Annotated in this window: 8 protein-coding genes; all 8 read right to left on the bottom strand. The window is 49.3% G+C overall.

Going from position 1 to position 20,202, the window contains the following annotated elements:
- Nucleotides 1-73 precede the first annotated feature (73 nt).
- A complete protein-coding gene (locus RQP50_RS08975) occupies nt 74-13,960 on the bottom strand; it encodes a non-ribosomal peptide synthetase (RefSeq protein ID WP_315744914.1) in 13,887 nt (4,628 codons plus the stop codon).
- Nucleotides 13,961-14,631: 671 nt separating this feature from the next.
- Nucleotides 14,632-15,198, bottom strand: coding sequence for a hypothetical protein (locus RQP50_RS08980; RefSeq protein WP_139295403.1), 567 nt, complete (start codon nt 15,196-15,198; stop codon nt 14,632-14,634).
- 151 nt (nt 15,199-15,349) lie between these two features.
- Nucleotides 15,350-16,516: an alanyl-tRNA editing protein gene (locus tag RQP50_RS08985; protein WP_072730750.1), complete on the bottom strand. Its 1,167-nt coding sequence runs from the start codon at nt 16,514-16,516 to the stop codon at nt 15,350-15,352.
- 38 nt (nt 16,517-16,554) lie between these two features.
- On the bottom strand, nt 16,555-16,986 hold the full coding sequence (locus RQP50_RS08990; protein WP_072730749.1) for a hypothetical protein: 432 nt from the start codon (nt 16,984-16,986) through the stop codon (nt 16,555-16,557).
- A gap of 196 nt (nt 16,987-17,182) precedes the next feature.
- A complete protein-coding gene (locus RQP50_RS08995) occupies nt 17,183-17,650 on the bottom strand; it encodes an NUDIX hydrolase (protein WP_072730748.1) in 468 nt (155 codons plus the stop codon).
- 308 nt (nt 17,651-17,958) lie between these two features.
- Nucleotides 17,959-18,753, bottom strand: coding sequence for a hypothetical protein (locus tag RQP50_RS09000; protein WP_268627641.1), 795 nt, complete (start codon nt 18,751-18,753; stop codon nt 17,959-17,961).
- Nucleotides 18,754-18,944: 191 nt separating this feature from the next.
- Complete coding sequence (locus tag RQP50_RS09005; RefSeq protein ID WP_083545283.1) at nt 18,945-19,274, bottom strand: hypothetical protein; 330 nt, start codon at nt 19,272-19,274, stop codon at nt 18,945-18,947.
- Nucleotides 19,275-19,405: 131 nt separating this feature from the next.
- Complete coding sequence (locus RQP50_RS09010) at nt 19,406-20,182, bottom strand: alpha/beta fold hydrolase (RefSeq protein WP_315744924.1); 777 nt, start codon at nt 20,180-20,182, stop codon at nt 19,406-19,408.
- Nucleotides 20,183-20,202: the final 20 nt, after the last annotated feature.

The raw sequence follows: 20,202 nt of genomic DNA on the forward strand, positions 1-20,202 counted from the left end.
TTAAATATATGCTCAGTTTAGATGTCAATCCTGGAATCATGTGAGATCGAACCCAAGATACACAGCCATAGCACTACACGTGCTGGATCAAGCTTCTCATCTCATTCACTGGTAAGTATCCGGAATTTTGCAAGTAGGTCACGATTTTTTGCATATACAGTGCATCAATTTTAGGCCAATAAAATCCAGCCTTGCTTAAGGCGATTTGTGTTTGTAACGAATCATGCTTGACAATGGCATAATCGCCTTCATGCTGTTCTCCTGCTGCCATTAACATTTGAATGTCATGAATGTGCTTATCATCCTGAGATAATCGAAGCATAAGATCCTGGAACGCCGCACCATCCAACAAAGCAATCTCATGCCCCGACTTGTGTAGCAATTGCAAGACCTCGCCAAGTCCAACTTTGTGATGATTGTACACATGGAAAACGTAGTTTTCCCCAGCGCTTGCATCTGCTTTTATTAAGGCAACGACGGCTCTGCTGCACGCATCAACAGGAGTAAACTCTATATCATTAGATATGAATTGATTCGAGGCAACCCCATGTTGCAACATAAATTTGAAGCGGCTCATAAATGCATTGTCCGCGATATTATGTTGATGTTGCCCATCACTGTGCCGGTTGGTCAGATTGCCCACCCGGTAAATGGCAGCGTCCACCCCATTCGAGATCGCTTGGAATAGTGCATGTTCCGCCCAAAATTTACTTTTCACATACACATTATCCTCATAATTTTGTTGTACGTAAAAATCATTTTCGGTAAATACATGCTGCTCTTCCCCAAATGTAATATGACCTGATACGCTCATCGTGGACATATAATGCAGCCTTTTATTACGTCCTACGAACGATATAAGCTCTTCAAGCGTTGTTACATTCGCTTTTTCAAAATCAGCGTAATTACCGAAGTGTTTGGTCAACGCGGCAGAATGGATGACACTACTGATCGTACTGTCAAGTTGAGCATATTCAGCATCGCTTAGGCCGAATTGTTTCTCAGATAAATCCCCCTTTACGATAACAACCCGGCTGCTTAGCATAACTTTATACTTTTCAAACTTGTCATGAAAGTAAAAGGAAATCTGTTCCAACAACCGATTCCGTGGGTCTCTTCCCCGAATCAAACAATATACTCTGCTATTGGTTCCATCCAGCAGCTCCGCAAGTAAATGTATGCCCAGGTAACCCGTGACCCCTGTAAGCAATACATTACCGATAGGGTCGTAGGTTGCATGAGCGATGTCTTTCTTCGGAGGCTTGAGAAATTGCAGCCTAGATGTATCGGAATGCAAGTATTTTTTTGAACCATGGTCAATCTTTTGCGCGATTTTTTGTATGGTTTGCAGATCGTAGTAATCCTTAACCGTTACATGCCATCCTTCTGTCAGCCCTTTTGCCAATGCCTCCATAATTTTCATGGAGTGCCCGCCTAAGTCAAAGAAGGAATCGTGGACGCCAATTGAAGTTTCCTTCATCCCTAACACGCTTGACCAAATCTGTACAAGTTTTCTCTCTGTTGCATGACGAGGCGCGATATAACTTGCAGATGTTTGCAGTACACTGTCGATTTTCGGGAGAGATTTCGTATCGATTTTCCCGTTCGGCGTTAACGGCAAACTGTCCAGTTGCACAAAATACGTCGGAACCATATAGCTTGGCAATCGCTCGCTCAAGTATGTCCGCCATTCCTGTGCGCTGCCTTCTCCGACCAAATACGCCGCCAGTTGCTTTTCCCCTGGCCTGTCTTCCCGCACGATGACGACAGCATGCTTGATCGCCGGCAACTGACTTAGCACCATTTCAATCTCTCCGAGCTCAATCCGAAATCCTCTGATTTTCACCTGGTCGTCGATCCTGCTTACATAGATCAGGTTGCCGTCCGGCTGGTACTTTACAGCATCTCCCGTTCTGTACATTTTCGCTCCATACTCACCGCTGAAAGGATCCGGAAGGAATCGCTCCTCTGTCAGCTCTGGACGATTCAAGTATCCACGAGTGACCCCTGCCCCGCCAATGTACAGCTCCCCGACGACACCGATTGGTACAGGTTGTTGATGTGGATCCAACACGTATAACTTCGTATTCGCTATTGGTCCTCCAATTGGCGGTATGCCCTCCTGCAAGGGGCTGACCTCTGTTGCTGTAGCCACGACTGTACACTCTGTAGGGCCGTAGTTGTTGATGAGTGCAAAAGGCAATGAAGCTGGCGGCGACTGCCGCAGCATATCCCCCGCCGTCAGCAAACAGCGTAACGATGTATGCGACGGCCAAGGCAGATGAATCATGATTTCGGCCATCTGCGTTGGCATAAAACCGATCGTAATTTGCTGTTCAACGACCCAATTCTGCAACGCTGCAGGATCCGTTCTTACGCTTTCCTTGCACACATGCAAACTAGCGCCTCTGCTCAGATAGGGCCATATTTCTGCCACTGCGGCATCAAATGCGATGCTTGCTATTTGACTCGCACGATCTTGCTCCGTAACTTGGAAAAATTGCTGGTGCCAGAACACCATATTGATCAGTGTGTGATGTTCGACCATAACCCCTTTCGGATTCCCTGTAGTTCCTGAGGTGTAAATCAGATAGGCCATGTTGTGCGGCGTCGTGGTGATTGACGGATTCCGGTCGCTCTCCTGTGACAGCATCTCCTGATCGGCAGCGCTGTTCAGACAGATGCGCGTAATCGGCTCCGGCACCCAACCGCTTGTCTCACTCTGGGTCACCATCAACTCAATTCCCGCATCCTGGGTCATGTAAGTCAAGCGCTGCTGCGGATACGACGGATCCATCGGCACATACGCGCCACCAGCTTTTAAGATCCCCAGGATCCCGACGATCAGGTCCGCCGAGCGTTCCATGCAGATCCCAACCAGCGTCTCCGGCTTCACGCCATTCTTCCGCAAGTAGTGCGCCAGTTGGTTCGCCCGCGCATTCAGTTCCCCATACGTCAGCTGGCGGTCTTCGTCAACGACTGCCACCGCTTCCGGCCGTGCCGCCGCCTGCTCCTCGAACAGCTCCTGAATTACCGGATCCCGTGGATACGCCGTCTCCGTCCGGTTCCATATCTCCAGTTGCTGCTTCGTTTCTGCTTCGCTAATCAACTGCATCTGGCCTATCGATCGCTCTGGATGCTCCGCCACTTCATGCAGCCATCGCTCGAAGTGTACCGCCATCCGCTCGATGGTTGACGCGTCGAATAAGTCCGTGCTGTATTCGAAGCTGACGCGCATCCCCTCTTCGGCTTCTTGCACGCCTACCGTCAAGTCGAACTTCGAGACCGACATAAAGCTGCTTATCGTATCCATCCGGCGTTCCAAGTCCATTGGCAGCTCGCTCGGACGGCTTTGAAGCGTAAATACCGTCTGAAACAATGGCGCATAGCTCGCCGACCGCTCCGGCTGCAGCGCCGCCACGATCTTCTCAAACGGGATGTCCTGATGCTCCTGCGCTTTCCATGCTTTCCCGCGCACTTGCGACACCAACTCCCGGAAGCTCGGATTGGCCGACACATCCGCACGGTACACCAAGGTGTTGACAAAGAATCCGATCATCCCCTCAATTTCCTCGTAATGCCGGTTCGCAATCGGACTGCCGACGGCGATATCTGTCTGTCCCGTATAGCGGGAGAGGAAACCTTGGTAGGCTGCGAGCAGTGTCATGAATAACGTCGCTCCCTCTTGACGACTGAGCGCTTTTAACTTGACGAGCAAAGCGGCTGGAAGATCCACTTCATACAGCTCTCCCCGATAGCTTTGCTGCGCTGGACGCGGACGATCCGTCGGCAGCTGCAGCACTGGCAGTTCCCCGCCTAGCTCTTCCTCCCAGTACGCCAACTGACGGTTCATCACGTCTTCGCTCAGCCAGTTCCGCTGCCAATGCGCGTAGTCGGCATATTGCAAAGATAGCGGTGCCAATGCCGCTGGCTGCCCTCCCGCAAACGCCTCATATAGTGCGAGCCACTCCCGGACGAAAATGTCCAGCGACCATCCGTCAAAGATGATATGGTGCAGCGTGCACAGCAGCACCCAATCGTTCTCTCCCATCGCGATGGCCTGCGTCCGGATTAACGGCCCCTCAGCCAGTTGGAACGGTTTGTCTGCCTCCGCTTGCATGAGCGACTTCATCTCGCGCTCTCTGTCCTCGCTTGCCAGATGGCGAAGGTCCGTCATAGGCAGACGCTCAGGCTGGTGTTCGCGAATGATCTGTACCGGCTCGCCGTTCGCCTCGCCAATGACGGTGCGCAGCACTTCATGACGCTGGATCAGCGCATCGTAGGCTTGTTCCAACGCATCCAGCTTCCAGGCTCCCTGCAATCGCCATGCGCATGGAATATTGTACAGCGGACTGTTCGGTTCCAGTTGATCGAGGAACCAGAGCCGCTGCTGGGCATACGATACCGGCATATGCACGCCTCGTTCCACCGCTTGAATCGGCGGACGCTTCTCCCCTTCTCCACCTTGCGCTAACAGCGTTAATTGGCGGGATAAGCTCTCGATCGTCGGGTATTGGAACAGGTCGCGCACTGCCACCTCCACGCCGAACACCTCGCGCAGACGCGAAACCGCCTGCGCCGCCAGCAGCGAGTGGCCTCCCAAATCAAAGAAGGAATCATAGATACCGAACCTCTCCACACCAAGCAGTTGGCCCCATACCGCCGATACGAGCTCCTCTCCTGGCGTTTGCGGCGCCGCATAGCCCTCTTGCGACGACACTGTCGGGATCGGCAGTGCCCGCGTATCTATCTTCCCGTTCGGCGTTAACGGCAAACTGTCCAGTTGTACAAAATACGTCGGCACCATATAGCTTGGCAAGCGCTCGCTCAAGTATGTCCGCCATTCCTGTGCGCTGCCTTCTCCGACCAGATACGCCGCCAGTTGCTTTTCCCCTGGCCTATCTTCCCGCACGATGACGACAGCTTGCTTGATCGTCGGCAACTGACTTAGCACCATTTCAATCTCTCCGAGCTCAATCCGGAATCCTCTGATTTTCACCTGGTCGTCGATCCTGCTTACATAGATCAGGTTGCCGTCCGGCTGATACTTTACAGCATCTCCCGTTCTGTACATTCTCGCTCCAGACTCACCGCTGAAAGGATCCGGAAGGAATCGCTCCTCCGTCAGCTCTGGACGATTCAAGTATCCACGGGTAACCCCTGCCCCGCCAATGTACAGCTCCCCGACGACACCGATTGGTACAGGTTGTTGATGGCGATCCAATACGTATAACTTCGTATTCGCTATTGGCCCTCCAATCGGCGGTACGCCCTCCTGCAAAGGGCTGACCTCTGTTGCTGTAGCCACGACTGTACACTCTGTAGGACCGTAGTTGTTGATGAGTGCAAAAGGCAATGAAGCTGGCGGAGACTGCCGCAGCATATCCCCCCCCGTCAGCAAACAGCGTAACGATGTATGCGACGGCCAGGGCAGATGAATCATGATTTCGGCCATCTGCGTTGGCATAAAACTGATCGTAATTTGCTGGTCAACGACCCAATCCTGCAACGCTTCAGGATCCGTTCTTACGCTTTCCTTGCACACATACAAACTGGCGCCTCTGCTCAAGCAGGGCCATATTTCTGCAACTGCAGCATCAAATGCGATGCTTGCTATTTGACTCACACGATCCTGTTCCGTTACTTGATAAAATTGCTGATGCCAGAACACCATGTTGATCAGTGTGTGATGTTCGACCATAACCCCTTTCGGATTCCCTGTAGTTCCTGAGGTGTAAATCAGATAGGCCATGTTGTGCGGCGTCGTGGCGATTGACGGATTCCGGTCGCTCTCCTGTGACAGCATCTCCTGATCCGCAGCGCTGTCCAGACAGATGCGCGTAATCGGCTCCGGCACCCATCCGCTTGCCTCGCTCTGGGTCACCATCAACTCAATTCCTGCATCGTGGACCATGTAAGTCAGACGCTGCTGCGGATACGACGGATCCATCGGCACATACGCACCCCCGGCTTTTAAGATCCCCAGGATCCCGACGATCAGATCCGCCGAGCGTTCCATGCAGATCCCGACCAGCGTCTCTGGCTTCACGCCTTTCTTCCGCAAGTAGTGCGCCAGTTGGTTCGCCCGCGCATTCAGTTCCCCATACGTCAGCTGGCGATCCTCGTCAACGACTGCCACCGCCTCCGGCTGTGCCGCCGCCTGCTCCTCGAACAGTTCCTGAATTACCGGATCCCGTGGATACGCCGTCTCCGTCCGGTTCCATATCTCCAGTTGCTGCTTCGTTTCTGCTTCGCTAATCAACTGCATCTGGCCTATCGATCGCTCTGGATGCTCCGCCACTTCATGCAGCCATCGCTCGAAGTGTGCCGCCATCCGCTCGATGGTTGACGCGTCGAACAAGTCCGTGCTGTATTCGAAGCCGACGCGCATCCCCTCTTCGACTTCTTGCACGCCTACCGTCAAGTCGAACTTCGCGACCGACATAAAGCTGCTTATCGTATCCATCCGGCATTCCGAGTCCACCGGCAGCTCGCTCGGACGGTTTTGCAGCGTAAACATCGTCTGAAACAATGGCGCATAGCTCGCCGACCGCTCCGGCTGCAGTGCCGCCACGATCTTCTCAAACGGGATGTCCTGATGCTCCTGCGCTTTCCATGATTTCCCGCGAACTTGCGACACCAACTCACGGAAGCTCGGATTGGCCGACACATCCGCACGGTGCACAAGGGTGTTGACAAAGAATCCGATCATCCCCTCGATTTCCCCGTAATGCCTGTTCGCAATCGGACTGCCGACGGCGATATCCGTCTGTCCCGTATAGCGGGAGAGGAAACCTTGGTAGGCGGCGAGCAGCGTCATGAATAACGTTGCTCCCTCTTGACGACTGAGCGCTTTTAGCTTGATGAGCAAATCGGCCGGAAGATCCGCTTCATACCGCTCTCCCCGGTAGCTTTGCTGCGCTGGACGCGGACGATCCGTCGGCAGTTGCAGCACAGGCAGTTCCCCGCCCAGTTCTTCCTCCCAGTACGCCAACTGACGGTTCATCACGTCTTCGCTCAGCCAGTTCCGCTGCCAATGCGCGTAGTCGGCATATTGCAAAGATAGCGGTGCCAACTCCGCTGGCTGCCCTTCCGCAAACGCCTCATACAGCGCGAGCCATTCCCGTACAAAAATGTCCAACGACCATCCGTCAAATATAATATGGTGCAGCGTGCACATCAGCACCCAATCGTTCTCTCCCATCGCGATGGCCTGTGCCCGGATTAACGGCCCCTCAGCCAGTTGGAACGGTTTGTCTGCCTCCGCTTGCATGAGCGACTTCATCTCGCGCTCTCTGTCCTCGCTTGCCAGATGGCGAAGGTTCGTCACAGGCAGACGCTCGGGCTGGTGTTTACGAATAATCTGCACCGGCTCGCCGTTCGCCTCGCCAATGACAGTACGCAGCACTTCATGACGCTGGATCAGCGCATCGTAGGCTTGTTCCAACGCATCCAGCTTCCAGGCTCCCTGCAACCGCCATGCGCATGGAATATTGTACAGCGGACTGTTCGGTTCCAGTTGATCGAGGAACCAGAGCCGCTGCTGGGCATACGATGCCGGCATATGCACGCCTCGTTCCACCGCTTGAATCGGCGGACGCTTCTCCCCTTCTCCACCTTGCGCTAACAGCGTTAATCGACGGGATAAGCTCTCGATCGTCGGGTATTGGAACAGGTCGCGCACTGCCACCTCCACGCCGAACACCTCGCGCAGACGCGAAACTGCCTGCGTCGCCAGCAGCGAGTGGCCTCCCAAATCAAAGAAGGAATCATAGCTACCGATCCTCTCCACACCAAGCAGCTGGCTCCATACCGCCGCAACGAGCTCCTCCGCTGGCGTTTGTGGCGCTGCATAGCCCTCTTGATTCCACGACGACACTGTCGGAATCGGTAGTGCCCTCGTATCGATCTTCCCGTTCGGCGTTAACGGCAAACTGTCCAGTTGCACAAAATACGTCGGCACCATATAGCTTGGCAATCGCTCGGTCAAGTATGTCCGCCATTCCTGCGCGCTGCCTTCGCCGACCAGATACGCCGCCAGCTGCTTTTCCCCGGGCCTGTCTTCCCGCACGACGACGGATGCCTGCCGCAGAGTCGGGTGCTGGCTGAGCACCGTTTCGATCTCCCCGACTTCGATCCGGAATCCTCTGATTTTTACCTGTTTGTCCATCCGCCCTAAATAAACCAGATTCCCATCGGGCATCCACTTTACCCAATCCCCTGTCCGGTACATGCGCTCTCCCGCAACGAACGGATTGGATACGAATTTGTCTGCTGTCAGGTCAGGCTGGTTCAAATACCCGCGTGCCACGCCGTCTCCGCCCAGACAAAGCTCCCCCGGCACGCCGACAGGATTCAAGTGATTGTGCTGATTGACCACATACGCCGTCGAGTTGCCTATCGGTTTACCGATAGGGATCTGTTCCTCATACGCACGGTCACGGTCAATCAAGAAACACGTGGAGAACGTCGTATTCTCGGTCGGACCGTACCCGTTCCACAGCGACAATTCAGGAGAAGAACGCAGCACCTGATTGACATGAACCGGCGACAATGCGTCCCCGCCGATGATGAGATGCTGAAGACCTGCGAACAGGGCAGCGTCTTTTTGAACAAGCTGGTTGAACAATGGAGATGTCAGCCACATCGTCGTCAACTGATGACGATGTACAAACGCCGCCAGCGCGGGCGCATCCAGCAACGTTTCCCTTGGGATAGGATACAGCGATCCTCCGTTTAGCAGCGCGCCGAACACTTCAAACGTGCTGGCATCGAACCCGATCGCACCGGTTTGAGCCATTCTATCTTCGGCGCTGAAAGGGATGTAGCCCGCTTGTTTCACCAGACGAACCACGTTGCGCTGCTCCACAACGACGCCTTTCGGGTTTCCGGTAGATCCTGACGTATACATGACGTAAGCTGCGTTTTGCGGTGTCGTCATGGCCGGCGGATTCCAATCGCTCTCCTGTGACAGCATCTCTTGATCCGCAGCTCTGTCCAGACAGATGCGCGTGATCGGCTCCGGCACCCATCCGCTTGCCTCGCTCTGGGTCACCAGAAACTCAATTCCTGCATCGTGGGCCATGTAAGTCAGACGCTGCTTCGGATACGACGGATCCATCGGCACATACGCGCCCCCGGCTTTCAGGATCCCCAGGATCCCGACGATCAGATCCGCCGAGCGTTCCAAGCAGATTCCAACCAGCGTCTCCGGCTTCACGCCTTTTTTTTGCAAGCAGCGCGCCAGTTGGTTAGCCCGCGCATTCAGTTCCCCATACGTCAGCTGGCGGTCTCCGTCAACAACAGCCACCGCTTCCGGCCTTGCCGCCACCTGCTCCTCGAACAGCTCCTGAATCACCTGATCCCGTGGATACGCCGTCTCCGTCCGGTTCCATATCTCCAGTTGCTGCTTCGTTTCTGCTTCGCTAATCAACTGCATCTGGCCTATCGATCGCTCCGGATACTCCGCCACTTCATGCAGCCATCGCTCGAAGTGTGCCGCCATCCGCTCGATGGTTGACGCGTCGAACAAGTCCGTGCTGTATTCGAAGCTGACGCGCATCCCCTCTTCGACTTCTTGCACACCTACCGTCAAGTCGAACTTCGCGACCGACATAAAGCTGCTTATCGTGTCCATCCGGCGTTCCGAGTTCATCGGCAGCTCGCTCGGACGGCTTTGCAGCGTAAACATCGTCTGAAACAATGGCGAATAGCTCGCCGACCGCTCCGGCTGCAGCGCCGCCACGATCTTCTCAAACGGGATGTCCTGATGCTCCTGCGCTTTCCATGCTTTCCCGCGCACTTGCGATATCAACTCCCGGAAGCTCGGATTGGCTGACACATCTGCACGGTACACAAGGGTGTTGACAAAAAATCCGATCATCTCCTCGATTTCCCCGTAATGCCGGTTCGCAATCGGACTGCCGACGGTGATATCCGTCTGTCCCGTATAGCGGGAGAGGAATCCTTGGTAGGCGGCGAGCAGCGTCATGAATAACGTCGCTCCCTCTTGACGGCTGAGCGCTTTTAGCTTGACGAGCAAAGCGGCCGGAAGATCAGTTTCATACCGCTCTCCCCGGTAGCTTTGCTGCGCCGGACGCGGACGATCCGTCGGCAGCTGCAGCACAGGCAGCTCCCCGCCCAGCTCTTCCTCCCAGTACGCCAACTGACGGTTCATCACGTCTTCGCTCATCCAGCTCCGCTGCCAATGCGCGTAGTCGGCATATTGCAACGATAGCGGTGCCAATGCCGCTGGCTGCCCTCCTGCAAACGCCTCATATAGTGCAAGCCATTCCCGAACGAATATGTCCAGCGACCATCCGTCAAATATGATATGGTGCAGCGTGCACAGCAGCACCCAATCGTTCTCTCCCATCGCGATGGCCTGCGCCCGGATTAACGGTCCCTCAGCCAGTTGGAACGGCTTGTCTGCCTCCGCTTGCATATGCGATTTCAGCTCGCGCTCCCTGTCCTCGCTTGCCAGATGACGAAGATCCGTCACAGGCAGACGCTCAGGCTGATGTTCGCGAATGATCTGCACCGGCTCGCCGTTCGCCTCGCCAATGACAGTGCGAAGCGCTTCATGACGCTGAATCAGCGCATGGTAGGCTTGTTCCAACGCGTCCAGCTTCCAGGCTCCCTGTAACCGCCATGCGCATGGAATATTGTACAGCGGACTGTTCGGTTCCAGTTGATCGAGGAACCAGAGCCGCTGCTGGGCATACGATGCTGGCATATTTACGCCTCGTTCCACCGCTTGAATCGGCGGTCGCTTCGCCCCTTCTCCCCCTTGAGCTAACAGCGTTAATCGGCGGGATAAGCCTTCGATCGTCGGGTGTTGGAACAGGTCGCGCACCGCCACCTCCACGCCGAACACCTCGCGCAGACGCGAAACCGCTTGCGTCGCCAGCAGCGAGTGGCCTCCCAAATCAAAGAAGGAATCATAGATACCGATCCTCTCCACGCCAAGCAGTTGGCTCCATACCGCGGAAACAAGCTCCTCCGCCGGAGTTTGCGGCGCCGCATAGTCCTCTTGCGACGACACTGTCGGAATCGGCAGCGCCCTCGTATCGATTTTCCCGTTCGGCGTTATCGGTAAACTATCAAGTTGCACAAAAAATGTTGGCACCATATAGCTTGGCAATCGCTCGCTCAAGTATGCCCGCCATTCCTGCGTGCTGCCTTCTCCGACCAGATATGCCGCCAGTTGCTTTTCCCCCGGCCTGTCTTCCCGCACGACGACGGTCGCCTGTCGCAGAGTCGGATGTTGGTTGAGAATCGCCTCAATCTCACCAACTTCGATCCGGAATCCTCTGATTTTCACCTGTTTGTCCATCCGCCCTAAATAAACCAGATTTCCATCGGGCATCCGCTTCACCCAATCCCCTGTCCGGTACATGCGCTCTCCCGCAACGAACGGATTGGACACGAATTTGTCCGCTGTCATGTCAGGCTGGTTCAAATACCCGCGCGCAACGCCGTCTCCGCCCAGACAAAGCTCTCCCGGTACGCCGACAGGATTTAAGTGATTGTGCTGATTGACCACATACGCCGTCGAGTTGCCGATCGGTTTACCGATAGGGATCTGTTCCTCATACGCACGGTCAATCAAGAAACAAGTTGAGAACGTCGTATTCTCGGTCGGACCGTACCCGTTCCACAGCGACAATTCAGGAGAAGAACGCAGCACCTGATTGACATGAACCGGCGACAGCGCATCCCCGCCGATGATGAGATGCTGAAGACCCGCGAACATAGCAGCGTCTTTTTGAACGAGCTGGTTGAACAATGGAGATGTCAACCACATCGTCGTCAACTGATGACGATGTACAAACGCCGCCAGCGCGGGCGCATCCAGCAACGTTTCCCTTGGGATAGGATACAGCGATCCTCCGTTCAGCAGCGCGCCGAACACTTCAAACGTGCTGGCATCGAACCCGATCGCACCGGTTTGAGCCATTCTATCTTCGGCGCTGAAAGGGATGTAGCCCGCTTCTTTCACCAGACGAACCACGTTGCGCTGCTCCACAACGACGCCTTTCGGGTTTCCAGTAGATCCTGACGTATACATGACGTAAGCTGCATTTTGCGATGTCGTCATGACCGGCGGATTCCGATCGCTCTCCTGTGACAGCATTTTCTGATCGGCAGCGCTGTCCAGACAGATGCGCGTGATAGGCTCCGGCACCCATCCGCTTGCCTCGTTCAGGGTTACCATTAACTCAATCCCCGCATCGTGAGTCATGTAAGTCAAGCGCTGCTGCGGATACGACGGATCCATCGGCACATATGCGCCCCCGGCTTTCAAGATCCCCATGATCCCGACGATTAGATCCGCCGAGCGTTCCATGCAGATTCCAACCAGCGTCTCCGGCTTCACACCCTTCTTTCGCAAACAGTGCGCCAGTTGGTTGGCCCGCGCATTCAGTTCCCCATACGTCAGCTGGCGGGCTTCGTCAACGACTGCCACCGCTTCCGGCCGTGCCGCCGCCTGCTCCTCGAACAGCTCCTGAATCACCTGATCCCGTGGATACGCCGTCTTCGTCCGGTTCCATGCCACCAGTTGCTGCTGCTCCTCATCCTGAGATAAAAGACGAATGTCAGCCATTCTTTCTTCAGCATTATCCAGCACCGTATGAATAAAATGATCAAAATGACGAATCCATCTTTGAATTGAATCTTCATGAAAAATATCTTTATTATATTCAAAATTCGCTGCAATCGTTCCATTACTTTCCTGTTCAACAAATAAAGTCAGATCGAATTTGGAGACCTTCTTTTCCAAAGGAAACGGAGCGAGCTTTAACCCGTGCAAATCGAAAACATTTGTAGCATTGCCCAGAAAAATAGCCGCATCTTGTTTGCAAGCTTTTTGCAGTACAAACCCCGCTTGGAAAACTGCTGGAATACTCATATCACGCTGAAGACTGTTTTCGCTAACCATAAGCGAGAAGGGATAATCCTGATGATTGGTACAATCCGTTAATTCTTCTTGTACTTGCAGAAGCAATTGTTTAAAAGAGTCATTTTCACTAAAACGCATCCGAATCGGAAGTAAATTCACAAAGTAACCACAAGAATGATGGAAATCTCGATTTTTTCTACCGTATCTGGGCGTTCCAACGATAATTTCGTTTTGCCCCGATAACCGATGTAAAAAAGCAGAGTAGAGAGCTAATAACACGCGATTCAAAGACTTGTCTTCTTTATTGCAAAATGCAGACAGCTTCTCGCTCGTTTTCGCCTGCAAGGCAAAAGGCGCCAATCCCCCGGCAAAAGCAGGAACAGGCGGACGCTTCTTATCAACTGGCAGTTCCAGCACAGGAAGTTCGCCTGATAGTTTATGTTTCCAGAACTGCGCTGATGTTTGCCCGGCTTCGCTCTGTAACAGGCTTTCCTGCCAACTGACAAAATCCGAATACGAGAACTCCACGCATTGCAGTTGGGTATTCTCTTGCAGATCTCCGTTATATAAACGTTTATACAATAAACCAAACTCATCTAATATCAGAGATAAAGACCAGCCGTCAAAAACAATATGATGGAGTATGATGTACAGCACATAATGTTCCTCGCTAAAACACAGCAACCTGACTTTAAACAATGGCCCATTGCTCAGGTCAAAACTCTCCTGAGACTCTGCCAACAGGTACTGGTTAACTGCCGACTCTCCCCAATCCCCTACTGCGATTGACTTGAAATCGAGAACTGGTTCGCTATACACTTTTTGCACATGCTCTTCTTCCATTATAAAGACAGTTCGGTAACATTCATGACGTTTTACGAATTCAATAAAAGCATTTTGTACAGTTTCTATATCCAGCTTTGAATAAATATGCCACGCAAACGATTCATTGTAGCAAGTGTTGTTTGGATACATCGAATCATGCGATAAAAGCGGGATTTGTCCCTTTGACAACGGAATTGTTTTGATAAACGTTTTACTTGACAAGTAAACCATCCCTTTCCGAATATGATTTTTTACATGTTCCCATACTCTGTTTCCTCACATCCGTACAGTACAGTTATTGAATTCATAATCAATGACGCTCTATTCAAGACGGACGTCACCACTTCCTTCCCTTCAATTTGCTGGCACCTTGTCGCCCTAATCGTGGCGACAAATGGTACCTTTTGTAATTATATAAAGGAATTATTAAGAATCATGTCGAAATCCGTTAATTTTTTGTAACACAATACGAATTGTTGTTTTTTTGACATAATTGTAAAGTTTATGATCTATACCCAAAATGTGCATCCACCAATCCAAAATATGAGTTATGAACAGCTTCACTCCAGAAAAACGAAAGTAACACAAAGAAAGCCCGTACCTTAAAGGCACGAGCCGCCGACATTTATGTTCAAGCTTAACGATATTTAATCTTCAAATCACCGGCACAGGGTAATGTACGTATCTCTTGATGAAGGCTTCTACGAAACATCTGCTAGAGATCAAGGGCCGCATTGCCCGCATGCGAATATTGTGTTAGGCGATCGATCTGCCATCCACTTGCAAACCTCATGTTCGTAATGAAGAGCTCTTGGGGGACAATGGTTTTAAGACATTAACCACCCTCTTAACTAGAGCTTTCGATTGTATGATCAAAAACATGATGGGTGTTTTCTGCCCTATTATTGCTTCATTTCTGAGAATAATAAACCGTTCGATGCAATCCTCCAGCCTGCGTTTTGTATATATTCATATTCTACTTTTGAAGTTTTAACGTCTCTTTCTCCGTCTAAGCCTACATACATATCAAGAATTGCCTTTGTTCTGTTCCCATTCTGTTCGATGGTAACATTGCGTATAGAATCCTTTGATTGTTGGGAGTAACCTCCGTCGAATAATTCCGCCAGAACTCCGTTTGTATCATGTTGTATACGGAAATCTCCCATGATTTCTTCAATGTACTTCGGAGTGTAAAATGGATCAAGCTTGTTTCTAATGTCCACTTCAGTTGTTGCATCACAAATATAAGTAAAGTAGTGATCTTCTGATTGAAAGCTATCACACCCGGGATCTAACGCTTTGTTACGATCCATCTGGCCAAATACAACAATCGTCGATAACTGGTTTTCGCCTTCTATGGCCAATCGAATCGCTTCTTCTTTCGTTAATTCTTGCTCGACATTTGTCGTACAGCCAACCAGCAGAAAAAGCATAGATAACAACAATATCTCTAATTTTACTATTTTCAATTTGATCGTCCCTTTTCATTGGCCTGAACATTTTATGTATTTGCTAGTCAATGCCCTCGATGACAGGTGTAAATACGTCGCAACCCAGCTTTAGATAGCTGGTATCTTAGGCTGGGCCGCGTGTTGTCTGTTTTAAACAAATCTATTTCCCTTATAATGACTCTGCTGCAAATTGATAAAATGCCTCTGCATCCTCTCGAGTAGCAAATCCGGCCTGTGCCATCTTGTCGCTGCCTCCGCCTTTGCCCCGATAATCGGCCAAATGCTGTTTGAAGAAGGCACCGCAGGCAAGACCATCCTCTCCTCCTCGGGCGAGCAGTACCTTATGATCAGAGTTGGACATGAAAAGCACGATAACGTCACCTTGTTCGGTGAGCTTAGCAGCCAAGTTCTGCATGTCCTTCAGCATCTTATCCGTGAATACATGCTTAACTAAGCTCCCCTGACGGTCTGCCAACAGCTTCTCAGCCAGATAAGCATCATTCTCAGCCTTCACCGCATTCAATTCAGCTTGCAGCTGCTTCTGCTCCTGATCCCATTTTTCAATCCGATCCAAGATCTCTTCCTTTCCCGTATTGAATCGGGCCGCTAGACTACCGAGAATCTCCACACCGGCATTAAATTCGTTCAACGCACGGTATCCACACTTAAAATAGATACGCATATGCCCCTTCTGCTTCTCAGCTCTCAACAGCTTGATCATTCCAATCTCACCTGTTGCTGAGACGTGTGTGCCGCCACAAGCGTTATACTCGATACCTTCGATTTCAACGATCCGAATATCGTCAGTTACCTTGGGCTGCTTCACAAGCGGCAGCTCCGCAGCTTGCGCTTGAGTCACAACATAATTCGTGACCTTGCGATTCAGGTAAATCTGATCATTAACCTCCAGTTCCAACATCATAAGCTGATCCTTCGGCAAATCAGGTCGGGCAACATCAATCGTGGCATAATCCTCACCTAGGTGGAAGCTGAGCGTCTCCGCCTGGCATGCTTCCAGACACATAGCTGACAGCAGATGCTGACCGCTATGTTGCTGCATATGGTCGAACCTTCTATCCCAATGCAAGCGGCAGTCGACCTCTTCCACCTCAGGAGAATGCTCGACTTTGTGCAGAATTTCCCCTTCCTCGAGAACGACATCAAGAACTGGAATTTTATTGATCCACCCCAGATCGCAGGGCTGTCCCCCACCGTGTGGATAAAAGGCTGTCTCATTCAATACCAGATAGGTTCCATCCTCCCGCTCCAATCTGCGAGTGATTTGTGTCTTCCACTCCCGGATATAGGCGGATTCATAATATAGCTTCTTCGTCATCTTTATGTCCTCACTGTTCCTAGATTACATTTACTTTACTATAAAAGAGCTCTATATTCTTCTGGTATTAACTGAAGTCTTTGCTGAATTGTTAGTAATATACGATACGATTCTAAATCTCGGGTTTCAAGACCGAATCTAGAATCATCCATAATGACTGGCTTATCAAATTCGATAACTTCTACAACTTCCCCAGTATAAATCTCTTCTTTATATTGCTTATATGTAAACTTCTCTTCTTGCTTCACTCTTTCGATTTTCGTAAGTACTCCGTCCATGAAGGAACATTCAAATCGTGTACTTATATACTCACCATCAGCATCTTTTCGATGCTTAAACACGATAATATCCTCACATATAAGGTTGAAAAACACGATATAACCAATATCCGTCCCTGTAAAAACAACTACACTGTCCTCAAAACAATCATAAAAAAATTTCCCTGACGACCAAATACCTAAAGTGTCCATGCTGCATTCATCCTTCAAATGATTGATTATTCAACATGATTCTTCATTCTGAAGAATCTTTCTATATACAACACCATGAATATGTACAAGCATTTTTTGCTTTTCTAATCCCTCAAATAAATTCAACATATCACCAAATGGATCTTCGAAATACGAAGCTAAGTGTTTAAGAATTATTATATTTTCTGAATTGTTTTCAAAATTCATATTTAGCAGGTCGATCCATGTAATTGATTTTATACGTTTTCAATCCTTTATTTGTTCTCCTTACTAGATCTAGTCTCTCATACATCTTATAATACACTTCTCCATAGTTCAGTCCTTCGGGTAATGATTTTATCAATCGTATTTCAGCGATCTCTGATTCCGGTAATTCATCTATTTCCTCTACCTCTGCATAAAATGCCATCCCATAACTATCATGAAACGCATATATGCCTAATGGTGATAATTCAAATTTTATGGAGCCTGTTTCCTCATACAATTCTCTGCTTGCTGTTTCTATAATAAATTCTCCTTCTTCTCTTCTTCCTCCTGGAAGCTCCCAAACTTCTCGATTCCTGTTTCTAATTATAATTAGTTCATTTTTATATTTTGCTATCATAACAACAAACGTAATCTTGTCATGTAAAATGTCATCTAGCTCGTACCATAGAAAATCCATAGGATTGTCATCCCTTCATCTTTTAAGATTCTGAATACAAGAACGATTCAAAAATGACTCAAAATGCCAACCACTTGAATCTCCTGAAATGTTTATGTTTTAATTCAGTCCCCAAACCGATGGTACATATATAATATCCAATTTCATTTTCACTTTATCTCCCTTCATGCTTCAGATAATTTTCGTCTAATGTTTTTATATACACGAAATGACCCAGCCTATGCTCTTATCTTAGGCTAAGTCATCATTCCTTCCACGATTATACAGCTTACAATCAAAGGGCGATAGCCTTGATCGTGTTATTCTTGTTATTCTCCATTTACCGCGATCATCTGCACCACCGGTCGGCCGTCACCCTTCAGTTCGATGTTACCAGCGAGTAGTTGTGAAGACCCGTCCCCGTCTAGAAATATGGCCTCATTCAACTCCCCATCGGCAATACTTCCCTTAATCGCAGTACGAAATTTTTCTGCCGTACATTTGGTAGAAGTAACAACCAGGTATAATTCCCCATAATTATCATAGACCATACCACTGCGAAGGCGCTCGTCATCGGGAAACGGCAACCCTTCTTCTTCAACCGCAATTCTATACCAGTTGCTATCGTCCTTTATATTCATACTGATTCCACCCTGAGCCCAGAAGTTCGCAGCATCTGAGATATGTAGATCATCGACGCTTGTAGCTCGTTGCACGTCGACTATTTTTGTGACCCGATCATAAACGATGGTTCCCCGAGCATATTTGACATTAAACCAGCCTGATCCGTATTCTTTCGGACTTCCGCTTACGGGCATACCATCCATAGCCGCGATGCTTAACAACTGATTTCCCCAAAAGAATCCACCATTTATCCCATTGGTTCCCGATTTCACGACGTTGTCGTTTATGCTATGAAGCGAAATACGACTCGGCTCCGTCTTCAGCACATGAAGAACAACACCGTTATCAGCAGTTATTTGAAAGTAGTTCACTTCTTTTGGATGATCGCCTTTACTTAAGTGCCATATCGTAACGACCTCTAAAATTAGATATAAAGCACATAAATAAAATGGAAAGGAACGTCTTATAACAGCGAATCTTTCATTCGTAATTCCTTTCATATCCGCTCGTCCCCTTATTCGTTACTTGATAATAGATATGACGTTCTTGGAAAATTTCGCTGCGTAGATGGTGTTATAAGTGGTTGGCGCCTTCCATGATTATACATCTGACATTCAAGGAAAAATAGTCTTCTCTATGGTGTTAGATGAGGCCATGACTCTCTTCGAGTTCCTATCGATTCCTGTAATCGCTAACATTCAAAAAAGGGAAACACAGCTATGTACTTATTAAATTTACCTTCCCATTCGTTCCAATCACCTGATCTCAGAGTCCCTGCAATCTGCAGCCCTGATGGTTCTACTGATGCCCATAGAAAGAAGTCAGTTTTACCTTCTTCACCAAACCAACATGGCTGACCAATATGATTCATAATTATTTGAGATGGGAGCAAAGAATAAATTTCAGCCAATCTATCCCATGAATCGTTAGTGAATTTCTCAAAATCCAAACAATATACACGATCAATATTAATAATTGGTTCGTCCTTAATCTCGGAATTATCGTAAAAACAAATTATCAATTTTGTCTCTCCTTATATACACTCGTAAAGATTAACTCGTTACTGTAATAAAAGCCTGATAAAAACCATATCCGCAATTTTAGCGCCAACCTTTCTTTGAGTAAGCAAACCTTTCTCCGGATGTCAATCCATTACCTTACGAGGGTAAGTCCATACGGTAATTCTCGGTCATGAATCCAGGCTTCAACAAGCTTGTTAAATAACTCAGGTTGGGCAAGAGATACTCCATGACCAACATTAGGTATGATAACGCCTTTACAATGGATTGTGTTATCTACGATGTCTAATAAGGATTTCCTCATCATTTTCTTCTCTTTTTCCCCAACCGTAATTAAAATCTTTGATGTAGACTTGCTGAAATCTGTTGGTATACGAAAAGACATGTTTTCTTCTAAAATCTGAATAAGAAGGTTCATATCCATGTTACTGGTTTCTTTATAATAGGTTTCAAACATTTCCTCACCAATGTATAACTGTTTGGCTTGAAGCTTCGAGAAAGTTCGATTTTTTATTAGCCCATAAGTTAACCGGATGGCAGGTTGAATCATTTTATTTACAAATGGAGCTGGTCTAACAAGTGCACTATTTATTATTGAATAATCTACTATATCTGGGTTCATACTTAGTATTTCCATAGCAACTTGTGCGCCTAAAGAAAATCCGATTAAAATAACCTTTTTGCCTTGTGCTTTAGTTAGAATCAAATTTAATATTTCTTCAGCACAATTCTGAATTGAGAAGTCTGTGCAAGGACTCTTCCCATGTCCAGGTAAGTCCGGAACTAAGCAATGATAATCTTTAAAGTATTCAATTTGTTTCGCCCACATCCAACCACTCACTCCTCCCCCATGTAAGAAAACAATGAGAGAAGCTTTTGTATTTCCCGACTCTGTGTAATGTAGCTTCAATGGATTCCACCCTTTACTGT

Source organism: Paenibacillus suaedae, assembly GCF_032337355.1.
GTDB classification, from domain to species: Bacteria; Bacillota; Bacilli; order Paenibacillales; family Paenibacillaceae; genus Paenibacillus_B; species Paenibacillus_B suaedae.

What these genes read in the sequence shown, in the direction of transcription:
- RQP50_RS08975 (WP_315744914.1), bottom strand. Translation starts at nt 13,960, where the DNA reads ATGGTTTACTTGTCAAGTAAAACGTTTATCAAAACAATTCCGTTGTCA.
- RQP50_RS08985 (WP_072730750.1), bottom strand. Translation starts at nt 16,516, where the DNA reads ATGACGAAGAAGCTATATTATGAATCCGCCTATATCCGGGAGTGGAAG.
- RQP50_RS08990 (WP_072730749.1), bottom strand. Translation starts at nt 16,986, where the DNA reads ATGGACACTTTAGGTATTTGGTCGTCAGGGAAATTTTTTTATGATTGT.
- RQP50_RS08995 (WP_072730748.1), bottom strand. Translation starts at nt 17,650, where the DNA reads ATGGATTTTCTATGGTACGAGCTAGATGACATTTTACATGACAAGATT.
- RQP50_RS09000 (WP_268627641.1), bottom strand. Translation starts at nt 18,753, where the DNA reads ATGAAAGGAATTACGAATGAAAGATTCGCTGTTATAAGACGTTCCTTT.